The organism is Variovorax sp. FW305-3-2-15-B-LB1 (assembly GCF_058787635.1).
In genome coordinates this window covers 102,398-116,525 of sequence record NZ_JBYSZY010000009.1, presented here as the reverse complement: position 1 = coordinate 116,525, position 14,128 = coordinate 102,398, and the positions used below count along the sequence as shown (strand labels likewise).

The following is a 14,128-nucleotide window of genomic DNA, read 5'->3' as shown; positions in this document are numbered from 1 at the left end:
CAGCTCCTACAGCGGCCCTCGCCGAGGCGCAGCCGTGTGCGGCTTTCATGCACAGAGGACTAAACACCCGGCCTCGCGGCGCGTCTTGTATCGCAAGGGCAAACCCTGCCCGCCATTGCACTTACCAAGAGGACCGCCCATGTCTACCAGCTGTTTCGACCGCGAGGACGAGACCTTCATCGTGCTCGTCAACCACGAAGCGCAGTACTCCATCTGGCCGCACTGGAAGGCCGTGCCCGGCGGCTGGAGCGCCGTCGACGGCGTCAAGGGCGACAAGAAGACCGTGCTCGACTACGTCGAAGCCCAGTGGACCGACATGCGCCCCAAGTCGTTGCGCGACTGGATGGCCGCGCAGCAGCAGAGCGACAACGCCTCCACCTCCGCCTGACGCGCATGCAGGCCTCGCTGCCCCTGCTGTGCCTGCCCTGCGCGGGCGCCAGCGCCACCATGTACCTGCGCTGGCGGCGTGCGCTGCCGTGCTGGATCGAGGTCGTGCCGGTCGAGCTGCCGGGCCGCGGCGGGCGCCTGGGCGAACGCTTCGTCGACAGCTTCGACCGCATGGTCGCGCAGCTGTGCGCCGAGCATGAAGGCCTGCTGCGCGGTCGCTACGCGCTCTTCGGCCACAGCATGGGCGCCTTGCTGGCCTGGGGCATGGCGCAGCACCAGCGGCAACAGCACCGCCCGCTGCCGAGCGCGCTGATCGTCTCCGGCAGCGCGGCACCGTCGCAGCGCGACCCCGACCGCTTTCTCGACAAGACCGACGACGCGGCCCTCATCGCCGACCTGCGCAAGCAGGGTGGCACGCCCGACGAACTCTTCGGCAGCCCCGAGCTGCTGCGCATGACGCTCGACACCCTCGGCGCCGACTACCGCCTGTGCCGCAGCTTCGTGCACGCCGACCCTGCGCCGCTGCCCGTGCCGCTGCATGTGCTGGCCGGCCGCCAGGACGACATCGCGCCGTGGCGCATGCAGGCCTGGGCCGCCGAGACCGCGCATGTGCGCTTCACGCTCGATTGGTTCGAGGGCGGCCATTTCTTCATCCGCCAGCACGAGACCTCCGTGCTGGCCGCGCTGGCGCGGCACCTCGCGCCGGCGGTGATGGCGGGAGGCGTCGATGCGGCTCGTGCCCTGGCATGACCCGTTGCCGCCGGGCATCGCGTTGCACCGCCTGGACCTCGACCTTGCGACGGAGGACGGCGATGCCTGGGCCGATCTCACGCCCGACGAACGTGCCCGCGCCAATCGCTTTGCCCGCCGCGCCGACCGCGTGCGCTTCGCCCACACCCGCGCCGCCGTGCGCCGCCTGATCGCGCAGCGCCTCGCCTGCCGTCCGGCGGAGGTGCCGCTGTGCGCCGACGCACACGGCAAGCCCTTCGTCGAGGCTGGCGACGACAAAGCAGTGCCCCTCTTCAACATCTCGCACGCCGGAGACCACGCGCTCATCGCGCTGGCCGATCCGGCGCGCGTGCGTTGCGTCGGCGTCGACATCGAAGCCTGCGCGCGCGACCTCATGGCCGACGCCGATGCACTGCTCGCCATGGCCTTCACCGCGCGCGAGCAGCGCGAAATCCGCAGCGACGCCGACCTGCCACGCGCCTTCTACCGACGCTGGGTCGGCAAGGAGGCTGTGTTGAAAGCCGCCGGCGTCGGCATGGCCGAACACCTGCAAAGCATCGGCATTCACCCCGACGCCCACGGCGCGCTCGCCGTCGACTGCGCCGTGCCCGCGTGGGCCGGCATCGAAGCGATGGCGCTGTCCGCGCCGCCGGGCTATGCCGCCGCGCTGGCCTGGCACACCAAGGAACAACCCCTGTGAACCCGATGCATCCCGTGGATTTCGTGACCCACCTGCGCAGCCTCGCCGCGCAGCGCCCCGACGACATCGCCTTGATCGCCATCACCGACCGCGATGGCGCCGCACTCGACACGCCCATCAGCTACCGCACCCTCGACGCGCGCGTGCGCGGTCTCGCGGCGCACCTGCAGCGGGCCTTCGCGCCCGGCGGCCGCGCGCTCATCATGCTGGACAACAGCGACGACTACGTTGTCAGCTTCTTCGCCTGCCTCTACGCGGGCCTCGTCGCCGTGCCGGTGTTCCCGCCCGAGTCCACGCGCAAGCGCCACCTGGGCAAGCTCGAGGGCATCGCCGCCGACGCGGGCGCCTGCTGCGTGCTGACCCACGCCGCCATCCGCGATGCGATGGCGGGGGTGGCCGACGCCTTCGCGCAGGCCACGCTCATCGCCGTGGACGAGATCGACGCCGCCGGCGCCGACGCATGGCGCCCGCACACGCCGGCCGCCACCGACATCGCCTTCCTGCAGTACACCTCCGGCTCCACCTCGGCGCCCAAGGGCGTCATGGTCACGCACGCCAACCTGATGGCGAACATGCGCGCGATCGAGGAGGGCCTCTCGGTCTGCACGAGCGACACCTTCGTCACCTGGCTGCCGCTGAACCACGACATGGGCCTCATCGGCGGCCTGCTGCAGCCGATGCACCGTGGCGCCGTGGTGGCGCTGATGTCGCCGCGCTACTTTCTCGAGCGTCCCGTGCGCTGGCTCGAAGCCGTCTCGCGGCTGCGCGCCACCGTCAGCGGCGGGCCCGACTTCGCCTACCGCCTGTGCCTGGACCGCGTGTCCGACACGCAGTTGCAAAGGCTCGACCTGTCGTCCTGGCGCCTCGCGTTCTCCGGCGCCGAGCCGGTGCGCGCCGACACGCTGCGATCGTTCCAGCAACGCTTCGCGCCCGCGGGTTTTCCGGCCGAAGCGGTGTACCCCTGCTACGGCCTGGCCGAATCGACGCTGTTCGTCACCGGCGGGCAGCGCGGCGCCGGCATGGTCGCGCACGCCTTCGACAAGGCGCGCATGGCGCAAGGCGCCGTGGTGCGCGACGAGGGCGGCGCCATGCTCGTGGGCTGCGGCCGCAGCGTCGCGCACCATGCGGTGCGCATCGTCGACACGGCCACGCTGGCCGTGTGCGCGGACGACGGCGTCGGCGAAATCTGGGCCTCGGGCCCGAGCCTGGGCAGCGGCTACTGGAACAAGCCCGAGGTGTCGCAGCAGACCTTCGTCGTGCAGGACGGCACGCGCTGGCTGCGCACCGGCGACCTGGGCTTCGTGCACGACGGCCAGCTCTACGTGGCGGGCCGCATCAAGGACATGGTCATCGTGCGCGGCCACAACCTCTACCCGCAGGACATCGAGCGTGAAGTCGAGCGCGAGGTCGAGGCCGTGCGCAAGGGCCGCGTCGCGGCCTTCGCGGTCGAGGGGCCGGAAGGCGAGGGCATCGGCCTTGCGGCCGAGGTGTCGCGCAGCATCCAGAAGCTGGTGCGGCCCGAGGTGCTGGTCGAGGCGCTGAGCGCGGCCGTGAGCGAACAGTGCGGCGAGCCGCTGTCGGTCGTGATGCTGCTCAACCCCGGTGGCATGCCCAAGACCACGAGCGGCAAGCTGCAACGCGGCGCCTGCCGCCAGGGCTGGATCGATCGCACCGCGGACGCCTATGCGATCTACGCACACGGCGCGTTCGTGCTGGGCGGCAGCGCCCCCGAGGTCGACACATCCGAAACCGCACTCGACGACGTCGAGCGGGCCCTCGCCACAATCTGGCACGAGGTGCTGCGCCGCCCCGCCGAACGGCCGCTGGCGCGCGACGCGCACTTCTTCACCCACGGCGGCAACTCGCTCGCCGCCACGCAGGTGGCCGCGCGCGTCGGCGAGCGCTGGGACATCGACTTTCCGCTTCGCGCGCTGTTCGAACAGCCGCGCCTGGGCGACCTCGCGCGCGAACTGCAGCGCGTGCTCGCGCTCGGCCAGCGCCGCGCGCACCAGCCGATCCCGGCCCTGCCGGCCGAGCGCCGCACCGGGATGCTCGCGCTGTCGCATGCGCAGGCGCGCCAGTGGTTCCTCTGGCAACTCGATCCGCAGAACAGCGCCTACCACGTGGGCGTGGCGCTGCGCCTGTCGGGCGTGCTGGATGCCGATGCACTGAAGGCGGCGCTCGAAGGCCTGCTCGCGCGCCACGAGAGCCTGCGCACCGTGTTCCGCACCGCGGCCGACGGCACGGTCGGGCAGCAGGTGCTGCCGACGGCGCCGCTGGCGCTCGCCCACATCGACCTGCGCGCGCTGCCGGACGGCGACCGCGAAGGCGCCGCCGCCGCACAGGCCCGCGCGCTGCAGGCCGAGCCTTTCGATCTCGCAGCCGGCCCCGTGCTGCGCGCGGCCTGGCTCCAGCTCGGCGACGCGCACCACATCCTCGCGATCGTCACGCACCACATCGTGTCCGACGGCGCCTCGCTGCAGGTGCTGCTCGACGAGTTTGGCGTGGCCTATGCGGCGCACGCGAAGGGCGAGACGCCGTCGCTCGCCGCACCGGCGATCCAGTACGCCGACTACGCCGCCTGGCAGCGCGACTGGCTCGCCGCCGGCGAGGCCGAACGCCAGCTGGCCTACTGGCGCACCCAGCTCGGCAACGACCATCCCGTGCTGGCCCTGCCCACGGACCGCCCCCGCCACGCGGTCGCCAACTACCGCGCCGCCTCGCATGCCTTCGACCTCGATGCGGCCCTCGTCGCTCGCCTGCACGCCACCGCGCAGGCGCATGGCGCCACGCTGTTCATGGTCTTGCTCGCGGGCTTCCAGGCGCTGCTGCATCGCTACACGGGCCAGCCCGACGTGCGTGTGGGCGTGCCGGTCGCCAACCGCCACCGCCCCGAGACCACGGGCCTCATCGGCTTCTTCGTCAACACGCAGGTGCTGCGCGCCGCGCTGAGCGGCCGCACCCCGTTCGCGCAACTGCTCGCCCAGACCCGCGAGGCCGCGCTCGGCGCGCAGGCCCATCAGGACCTGCCGTTCGAGCAGCTCGTGGACGCCCTGCAGCCGCAGCGCAGCCTCAGCCACAACCCGCTCTTCCAGGTGATGTTCAACCTGCTGCGCGAAGACACAGCCGTGCTGCGCGGCCTGCCGGGCCTGGCGGTCGACGAGTACCGCATGGACGACAGCGCCGCGCAGTGCGAACTCGCGCTCGACATCCGCGAGCGCGCCGACGGCCAGGTGCGCGCGGTCTTCACCGCGGCGGCCGAGCTGTTCGATGCCGCGACGGTTGCGCGCATGGCCGCGCACTACCGCGCGCTGCTCGAAGCGTTGACGGCGGACCCGGTCCGTGCCGTCGGGGACGCGCCGTGGCTCGCAGCCGAAGAGCAAGCGCAACTGCATGCCTGGGGCACGGGCCCATCGCCCGCATCCGCCGCGACTCCCGCGCATCGCCTGTTCGAGGCGCACGCCCGCCGTGCACCGGATGCCATCGCCTTGATCGACGGCGACACCGAACTGTCCTACGCCGCCCTCGACCGCCGCGCCAACCGCATTGCGCACCGCCTGCTGCGCCACGGCGTGCGGCCTGACACGCGGGTCGCCGTGGCCGTCGATGCCCCGATCGATCGCGTCGCCAGCCTGCTGGCCGTTTTGAAGGCCGGCGGCACCTACCTGCCGATGGACCCGTCGCACCCGCCGCAGCGACTGTCGCAGTTGCTGGCCGACAGCGGCGCCGCGCTGCTGCTGGCCGGCAGCCACAGCTCGGTGGACGGACCCGTCACGCGCATCACGGTCGATGACGCATCGCTCGACGACGAACCGAACGAGGCCCCGCAAGTCGCGCTGCACGACCACCACCTGGCCTACGTGATCCACACCTCGGGCACCACCGGCCGCCCCAAGGGCGTGGCGGTCGCGCACGGCGCGCTGTCGATGCACCTGCAGGCCATGGCCGAGGCCTGCGGCTTCACGGCGGACGACCGCTCGCTGCAGTTCGCGCTGCCGCACGTCGATGCCGCCATCGAGCAGTGCCTGCTGCCGCTGACCTCCGGCGCCGCGCTGGTGCTGCAGCCGCAGTGGTGCTCGCTCGCCAGCGAACTCGACGCCCTGCTGCAGCGCCACCGCGTCAGCGTGGTCGACCTGCCGCCGGCCTATGCGCGCCAGCTGCTGCAGGACCAGCCGCCGTTCCAGCACGCCGTGCGCCTCGCGCTCTTCGGCGGCGAGGCCTGGACCGGCGAAGACCTCGCGCTGGTCCGCCGCGTGCTGCACCCTGCACGCATCGTGAACGCCTACGGCCCGACCGAAGCCGTGATCACGCCGACCCTGTGGTCCGCCGACGCCGAGGCCATCGTGCAGGGCTACGCCCCCATCGGCCGCCCGGTCGGCCGGCGCACCGCCCACGTGCTCGACGCCGACCTGCAGCCCGTGCCGCAGGGCGTGCCCGGCGAGCTGTACCTCGGCGGCGACGGCCTCGCGCGCGGCTACCTCGGGCGTTCGGCCCTGACGGCCGAGCGCTTCGTCGCCGATCCGTTCGACGGGGCGGGCGGTCGCCTGTACCGCACCGGCGACCTCGTGCGCTGGCGCGCCGACGGCCAGCTCGAGTACCTCGAGCGGCTCGACCACCAGGTGAAGGTGCGGGGCTTCCGCATCGAGCTCGGCGAGGTCGAGGCGCGCTTGCGCGAGCAGCCCGGCGTGCGCGAGGCGCTGGTGTGCCTGCATGAGGGCGCAGCCGGCCCGTCGCTCGTGGCCTACGTCGCACCGGCGGCGGGCGCATCGCTCGACGCGATCACGCTCAAGACGCAGTTGGCGCAGGCGCTGCCCGACTACATGGTGCCTTCGGCGCTGATGGTGCTCGACAGCTTCCCGCTCGGTGCCAACGGCAAGGTCGACCGCCGCGCGCTGCCCGCACCGGCGGCCGCCGGCACACCAGGCTACGAAGCCCCCCACGGCGACGTCGCGCAGACATTGGCCGCGATCTGGGCCGAGCTGCTCAAGGTCGTGCAGGTCGGCCTGCACGACAACTTCTTCGACCTCGGCGGCAACTCGCTGCTCGTGATCCGCATGCACCGGCTGGTGGAAGACCGCCTGCAGCCGGGCTTGGCGGTGGTCGACCTCTTCAAGTACCCGACCGTCGGCGCGCTCGCCCGCCACATCGAGCAGAAGGGGCGCGGCCCCGCCGCGGCCTCCGACGACGCCGCGCAGGCGAAGCAGCGCGCGCAACAGCAGCGCGCCGCCCTGCTGCAACGCCGCCGACCCACGGAAAGAACCCTCTGATGCACGCGCAAGACGACACCCCGCCTTCTTCCCCCGACACCACGGGCCTCGAGATCGCCATCGTCGGCATGGCCGGCCGCTTTCCCGGCGCGCCCGACGTGGACGCCTTCTGGCGCAACATCCGCGACGGTGTCGAGTCGGTCACCGTCTTCAGCGACGACGAACTGCGCGCGCGCGGCGTGCCCGAGCGCGCGCTGGCCGATCCCGACTACGTGAAGGCCGGCGTGCTGTTCGACGGCTTCGACCGCTTCGACGCCGGCTTCTTCGGCTACTCGCCGCGCGAGGCCGAGCACCTCGATCCGCAGCAGCGCATCTTTCTCGAATGCGCCTGGGAGGCGATGGACCATGCGGGCTGGCCGACCGGCCAGAAGGGCGGGGCGCCGGTCGGCGTCTACGCGGGCGACGGCCCCAACCTCTACCTCATGAAGCACCTGCTGCCCGCCGTCGGCATCGACGCGGGCACCGGCATCGCCGACATGCTGGGCCTCATGAGCGGCAACTCCGCCGGCTCGCTGTGCACGCGCGTGGCCTACAAGCTCGACCTGCGCGGCCCGGCGCTGAGCGTGCAGACCGAATGCTCGACTTCGCTGGTGGCCGTGCACCTGGCCTGCCAGGGCCTGCTGAGCCACGACTGCGACATGGCGCTGGCCGGCGGCGTGTGGCTCAACCTGCTGCAGGAGGGCGGCTACCGCTACCAGAACGGCGCCATCCTCTCGCCCGACGGCCACTGCCGCGCCTTTGACGCCCAGGCCGCGGGCACGGTGATCGGCAGCGGCGCGGGCATCGTCGTGCTGCGCCGACTGGCCGATGCGCTGCGCGACGGCGACACCATCCACGCCGTCATCAAGGGCACGGCCGCCAACAACGACGGCGCCGACAAGATCGGCTTCACCGCACCGAGCGTGCAGGGCCAGGCCGGCGCGATCCGTGCGGCGCAACTGATGGCCGACGTGCCCGCGCACACCATCGGCTATGTCGAGGCGCACGGCACGGGCACCACGCTGGGCGACCCGATCGAGCTGGCCGCGCTCACGCAGGCCTTCCGTGCCGACGGCGGCGACGGCGGGCGCTGCGGCTATTGCGCCATCGGCTCGGTCAAGACCAACATCGGCCACCTCGATGCGGCGGCCGGCGTGGCCGGGCTCATCAAGGCGACGCTGGCGCTGCGCCACCGCACGCTGCCGCCGAGCCTGCATTTCGAGCAGCCGAACCCGCAGATCGATTTCGCGAACAGCCCGTTCCGCGTGAACACCGAGGCGCTCCCCTGGCCCGAGGGCGATACACCGCGTCGTGCGGGCGTCAGCTCCTTCGGCATCGGCGGCACCAACGTGCACGTCGTGCTGGAAGAGGCGCCGCGCGTGGTCACGGCCACCGCATCGGCCGGCTGGCAGGTGCTGGCACTGTCGACCCGCAGTGCGCCCGCGACACGGCAGGCCGCGCAGCAGCTGGCCGATCACCTGCGCGCGCAGCCCGCGTTGCCGCTCGCCGATGTCGCCCACACCCTGCAGGCGGGTCGCCGTGTCTTCGAGCACCGCAGTGCCGTGGTGGCCGACCATGCCGAAGGCGCCGTGCAATTGCTCTCGGCGGGCGAAGGCCTGGCCGTGCGCGCCGCACCCGCGCAGGCACCCGAAGTGGTCTTCCTCTTCCCCGGCGGTGGCACGCAACATGCGCAGATGGGCCGCGCGCTCTACGAGGACGACGCGGCCTTCCGCGGCGACATCGACCGCTGCTGCGCGCTGCTGGAACCCGAGCTGGGCTTCGACCTGCGCACCGTGCTGTTCCCCGCGCCCGGCGGTGAAGCCGAGGCCGACGCGCGGCTGTTCGACATCGCACTCGCGCAACCCGCACTCTTCGTCGTCGCGTACGCGATGGCGCAGTGGTGGATGCGTCGCGGCGTGCGGCCCGCGGTGATGATGGGCCACAGCTTGGGCGAGTACGTCGCCGCCTGCCTGGCGGGCGTGTTCCGTCTCGAAGACGCGCTGCGCGTCGCGGCCCTGCGCGGTCGCCTGCTGCAGTCGATGCCGCCCGGCGCGATGACCGCCGTGCCGCTGTCGCAAGCCGCGCTCGCGCCCTTCCTGGCGCCGGGCTGCGACCTCGCTGCCGCCAATGCCGAACAGCTGTGCGTGATCTCGGGCCCGCGCGAGGCGGTCGAGGCCGCCGAGGCGCGGCTGCGCGCGGCGGGCCACCTGCCGCGCCGGCTGCATGTGTCGATCGCTTCGCACTCGGCGATGACCGAGCCGCTGCTCGCGCCGCTCGAAGCGCTCATCGCTTCGGTGCCGCGCCGGCCGCCGACGATCCCCTTTGTCTCGAACGTCACGGGCCAGCTCATCACGCCCGAAGAGGCCATGAGCCCCGCCTACTGGGCGCGCCACCTGCGCGGCACCGTGCAGTACGCCGACGGCGTGGGCACCTTGCTGCAGGTGCCGGGCCGCGTGCTGCTCGAAGTCGGCCCCGGCGAAACGCTGGCGGGCCTGGCGCGCCAGCATCCGCTGGCCGACACCGCCGCCGGCGTGCTCGCCAGCCAGGCGCATCCGCAGCAGCAGGCACGCAATGCGCAGCAGATCGCGCAGACGCTGGCCCAGCTGTGGGTCGCTGGCGTGGACATCGACTGGGCTGCCTGCCGCGCGGGCGCCGCGCGTCGGCGCGTGCCGCTGCCGGCGTATCCGTTCCAGCGCCGCCGCTACTGGGTGGATGCGCCTAGTGGTGCGAAGGCACCGCAACACATCAACGCCGGCGCGTTCTACGTGCCGTCGTGGCAGCGCACGGAGCCGCTGGCGCTTGCGTCTTCGATCAATGCCGATGGTTGCCTGCTCGTGCTCGGCGACAGCCGCAGCCTCACGGGCCACCTCGTGCGTCAGCTGCGTGCACAGGGCCGCACCGTGGTGCTGGCCGAGCGCGGCAGCGCCTTCGCGCGCACGGCCCACGGCCACTGGACGCTGCGCCCCGGCGCGCGCGACGACCACGCCCGCTTGCAGACGGAGATTGCGGCCGACTTCGGCGCCATCGCCGGCATCTACCACCTGTGGAGCCTCGACGAAGCGCTGCCCGCGCAGCAGCCGCAGGCCGAGCTGCTCGAGCGCAGCTTCTTCAGCCTGCTCGCGCTCGTGCAGTCGCTCGACGCCGGCGACCGCACGCTGCCGCTGGCCGTGGTCGCCAACCAGCTCGAAGACGTGACCGGCACCGAGCCGCTGTGCCCCGAGAAGGCCACGCTGCGCGGCATCGGCAAGGTGATCGGCCAGGAATACCCGCGCGTGCATTGCCGCGTGATCGACGTGGTGCTGCCTGCGCCCGAAAGCGATGCCGAAGGCCGGCTGGTCGCGCAGATCGTGGCCGAGGCCGTGGCGTTGCAGACCGAGCCCGGCGAGCCGCTGGTGGCCTGCCGTGGCGCGCACCGCTGGATCAAGACCTACGAGCCCGCGACACTGACCGCCGCCGCGCCACCGCGTCTGCGCCGCGAGGGCGTCTACCTTGTCACCGGCGGCCTGGGCGGTGTCGGCCTTGCGCTGGCGAGGCACCTCACAGTGCACTGGCAGGCGCGGCTGGTGCTGCTGGGCCGCACCGCGCTGCCGGCGCGCACCGAGTGGCCCGCGCTGGTGGTGGCCGACAGCACGCCCGCCGATCTGAAGGCGCGGCTGCATCAACTGCTCGAACTCGAAGCGCTCGGCGCACAGGTGCTCACCGTGTCGGCCGACGTGTCCGACGCCGACGCGGTGCGTGCCGCCCTCGCACAGGCGAACGCCCGCTTCGGCCCGCTGCACGGCGTCGTGCATGCCGCCGGCGATGCGGGCGGCGGAATGATGGCCGGGCGCACGCGTGCGCAGGTCGACACCGTGTTCGCAACCAAGGTGCGCGGCACGCGCGTGCTGTTCGACGCGCTGCGCGGCCAGCCGCTGGACTTCGTGCTGCTGTGCTCGTCCATCTCCAGCGTGGCCGGCGGCCTGGGCATGAGCGACTACGCTGCCGCCAACGCCTACTTCGACGCCGTGGCCGTCGCGCACGAGCGGCTCGGCGCGTTCCCGGTGTTCTCGGTCAACTGGGACGCCTGGCGCGGCCTGGGCATGGCCGCGCACATGGACGTGCCCGAGGACATCGGCATGGACGGCCCGGAGGGCGCGCGCGTCTTCGAGCGCATCGTCAACGGCCCGGTGCGCGCGCAGACCGTCATCTCGACCGCCGACCTGGCCACACGCCTGGGCCCGCTCGACAACGGCATGCTCGAACTGCTCGGCGACGAGGCACCGGCCGCCGCCGCGGGCGCGGCCCATCCCCGGCCCGCGCTGCAGACCCCGTTCGTCGCGCCGCAGGGCGAGATCGAGACCGCGCTCGCCGCGCTGTGGACCGAGCGCCTGGGCATCGCGCCCATCGGCGTGGACGACAACCTGTTCGAGCTCGGCGGCGATTCGCTCGTGGCCATCCAGCTGCTGTCGCGCGTGCGCAAGCGCTACGCGACCGAGCTGCACCCCAGCGAGTTCTTCAAGGCGCCGACCATCGCCGGCCTGGCCGCGCGGCTCGGTGTCGCCTCGACCACCGCTGCGCCGCAGCGCAGCGCGATGGAGATCACGCCCGTGGCGCGCGGCGGCGCGCTGCCGCTGTCGCCGATGCAGCGCCGCCTCTGGCTGGTCGATCGCCTCACCGACGCTGCCAACCGCAGCGGCCGCGCGGCCTACAACATGTCGGCCGGCCTGGCGCTGCACGGCGAGCTCGACATCGGCGCGCTGCGCGCCGCCATCGACGCCATCGTGGCGCGTCACGAGGTGCTGCGCACCGTGTTCACCGAAGACGACGAGGGCGAACCCATGGCCGTCGTGCGCCCCGGTGCGCCGCTCGACATTCCCGTCATCGCACTCGACGACGGCGCGCGCTACGGTCAACTTTTCGACGAGCTGGTGCGCGCACCGCTCGCACTGGCCGAGGGCCCGCTCATCCAGGCCACCGTCGTGCGCATGGCTGCGCGCGAGCATGTGCTGGTGCTCGTGGTGCACCACATCGTGTTCGACGGCTGGTCGATCGCCGTGTTCGCACGCGAGCTGGCTGCGTTCTACGAGCGCGCACGGCGCGGCCAGCCGCTCGAACTGGCACCGCTGCCCGTGCAGTACGCCGACTATGCCGCCTGGTACGCGCGCGCGCTGGCCTCCGACGGCTTTGCGCCGAAGGCCGCGTTCTGGCGCGAGCGGCTGGCGGGCGCGCCGCAGGCCTCGGGCATCAAGCCCGACCACCAGCGCCCGGCCGTGCCCACGCACGCCGGCGATTCGGTGCGGCTCACGCTGTCGCCGGCGCTGTCGCAGTCGTTGGCCGCGCTCGCGCGCGCGTCGGACACGTCGCTGTTCACGCTGCTGCTGTCGTCGTTCTTCCTGTTCTTCCACCAGGTCTCGGGCGCCGACGACATCGTCATCGGCACCGACGTCGCGGGCCGCGGCCACCCGGACCTCGAAGGGCTGCTCGGCTTCTTCGTCAACGTGGTGCCGCTGCGCTCGCGCCGTGCGAATGCCGCGACCGACTTCGCGCACTGGCTGGCCGTCACCAAGGCCGACACCCTGGCCGCGATGGACCACCAGGACGTGCCTTTCGACCGCATCGTCGAGTTGTCGGGCGTGCCGCGCGCACGCGACCGCAACCCGCTGGTGCAGGTGCTCTTCGTGCTCCAGAACACTCCCGAGATCCGGTTCGCCATCGAAGGCGCCGAGGTCCAGGTGCTGCCCCAGCAGATGAACGAATCCAAGTTCGACCTGGCGGTGTTCGCCAGCGAACAGGGCGGCGCGCTCACCGCCGAGTGGGTGTTCGCCACCGACCTCTACCGGCGGGAGACCGTCGAAACCTTCACCGCTTCGTGGCATGCGCTGCTGGAGCGGATCGTCGTCACACCTGGCCAGCCGATCGACGCGCTGGCCCCCATGCCCTCGGAGGAATCCATCGCCATGACAAACGCTCCCAACGTCCGCCCGGCCTCGAAACTGGACAAGCTCGGCAAACTTGGAAAGCTCGACGCCCTGGGCGCCGGCCGCGCGCCCGTGCGCGCCGCCGCGCGGCCCGCCGTGCAGACCTCGTTCCTGAAGCCCGGTGCCGAGTTCCCCATCGTGCTGCAGGCCACCAGCCCCGAGCTCGACACCGTCGCCTGGGCCAAGGGCCAGGCCGACTACATCGAGATGCTGGTCGCGAAGCACGGCGGCATCCTGTTCCGCGACTTCGGCCTGAAGACGCCGCAGGACTTCGAGGCCTTTGCCGAGGCCATCGAGCCCGAGCTGTACGGCAGCTACGGCGACCTGCCGAAGAAGGAGGGCGGCAAGAAGACCTACCGCTCCACGCCGTACCCCGAGCGCCAGATGATCCTGTTCCACAACGAGAGCGCGCACCTGGACCGCTGGCCGCGCAAGCAGTGGTTCTTCTGCGAGCTGCCGTCGCCCGTGGGCGGGGCCACGCCCATCGTCGACTGCCGCGAGATGCTGCGCCGCCTGCCGGCCGAGGTGGTCGCCGGCTTCGAGCGCAAGGGGCTGCAGTACGCGCGCACCTTCACGCCCGGCCTGGACGTGAGCTGGCAGGACTTCTACAAGACCGACCGCCGCGAAGACGTCGAAGCGCGCCTGGCCGCCGCCGGCATCGAATGGCGCTGGCTCGACGGCGACACGCTGCAGACACGCACCCGCTGCCCTGCCGTGATCCGCCACCCGCTCACCGGCGAGCGCGTGTTCTTCAACCAGGTGCAGCTGCACCACGTCGCCTGCCTCGAGCCGCAGGTGCGCGAAGACCTGCTGGCCATGGGTGGCGTCGAGCGCCTGCCGCGCCACGTGACCTACGGCGACGGCTCGCCCATCGCGGACGAAACCATGGCCATCGTTGGCGAGGCCTACGAGGCCTGCGCCGTGCGCTTCGACTGGCGCCAGGGCGACGTGGTGATGCTCGACAACATGCTCGCCGCACACGCACGCGATCCCTTCGAAGGCCCGCGAAAGATCGTGGTGGCGATGGGCGCGATGTTCGACCGCACCGCGCTCGACGACGGCGCGCGCGGCACCGAGTCCCGCCTGGCCGACGAACAAGGCGCCTGAAC

5 protein-coding genes are annotated in these 14,128 nt (G+C 72.3%); all 5 read left to right on the top strand.

Going from position 1 to position 14,128, the window contains the following annotated elements; genetic code table 11:
* The first annotated feature begins 139 nt into the window (after window positions 1-139).
* From AC3WQR_RS08335 to AC3WQR_RS08315, 5 genes are read left to right on the top strand one after another with little or no spacing between them, the layout of a single operon-like run.
* Window positions 140-388, top strand: a complete 249-nt coding sequence (locus tag AC3WQR_RS08335; protein ID WP_492741717.1) for an MbtH family protein — start codon at window positions 140-142, stop codon at window positions 386-388.
* Between the two features lie 5 nt (window positions 389-393).
* Window positions 394-1,137: a thioesterase II family protein gene (locus tag AC3WQR_RS08330; RefSeq protein WP_492741716.1), complete on the top strand. Its 744-nt coding sequence runs from the start codon at window positions 394-396 to the stop codon at window positions 1,135-1,137.
* Window positions 1,115-1,816 (top strand): 4'-phosphopantetheinyl transferase family protein, encoded by a 702-nt coding sequence (locus AC3WQR_RS08325; RefSeq protein WP_492741715.1) that lies wholly within the window; start codon window positions 1,115-1,117, stop codon window positions 1,814-1,816. Before AC3WQR_RS08330 ends, AC3WQR_RS08325 begins: the two co-directional genes overlap by 23 nt.
* Before the next feature lie 5 nt (window positions 1,817-1,821).
* On the top strand, window positions 1,822-7,083 hold the full coding sequence (locus AC3WQR_RS08320) for an amino acid adenylation domain-containing protein (RefSeq protein WP_492741738.1): 5,262 nt from the start codon (window positions 1,822-1,824) through the stop codon (window positions 7,081-7,083).
* The gene (locus AC3WQR_RS08315; RefSeq protein ID WP_492741714.1) at window positions 7,083-14,126 is read left to right on the top strand and encodes an SDR family NAD(P)-dependent oxidoreductase; all 7,044 of its coding nucleotides are present in this window, start codon (window positions 7,083-7,085) and stop codon (window positions 14,124-14,126) included. Before AC3WQR_RS08320 ends, AC3WQR_RS08315 begins: the two co-directional genes overlap by 1 nt.
* Window positions 14,127-14,128 lie beyond the last annotated feature (2 nt).

What these genes read in the sequence shown, in the direction of transcription:
- AC3WQR_RS08335 (WP_492741717.1), top strand. Translation starts at nt 140, where the DNA reads ATGTCTACCAGCTGTTTCGACCGCGAGGACGAGACCTTCATCGTGCTC.
- AC3WQR_RS08325 (WP_492741715.1), top strand. Translation starts at nt 1,115, where the DNA reads ATGCGGCTCGTGCCCTGGCATGACCCGTTGCCGCCGGGCATCGCGTTG.
- AC3WQR_RS08320 (WP_492741738.1), top strand. Translation starts at nt 1,822, where the DNA reads ATGCATCCCGTGGATTTCGTGACCCACCTGCGCAGCCTCGCCGCGCAG.
- AC3WQR_RS08315 (WP_492741714.1), top strand. Translation starts at nt 7,083, where the DNA reads ATGCACGCGCAAGACGACACCCCGCCTTCTTCCCCCGACACCACGGGC.
- AC3WQR_RS08330 (WP_492741716.1), top strand. Translation starts at nt 394, where the DNA reads ATGCAGGCCTCGCTGCCCCTGCTGTGCCTGCCCTGCGCGGGCGCCAGC.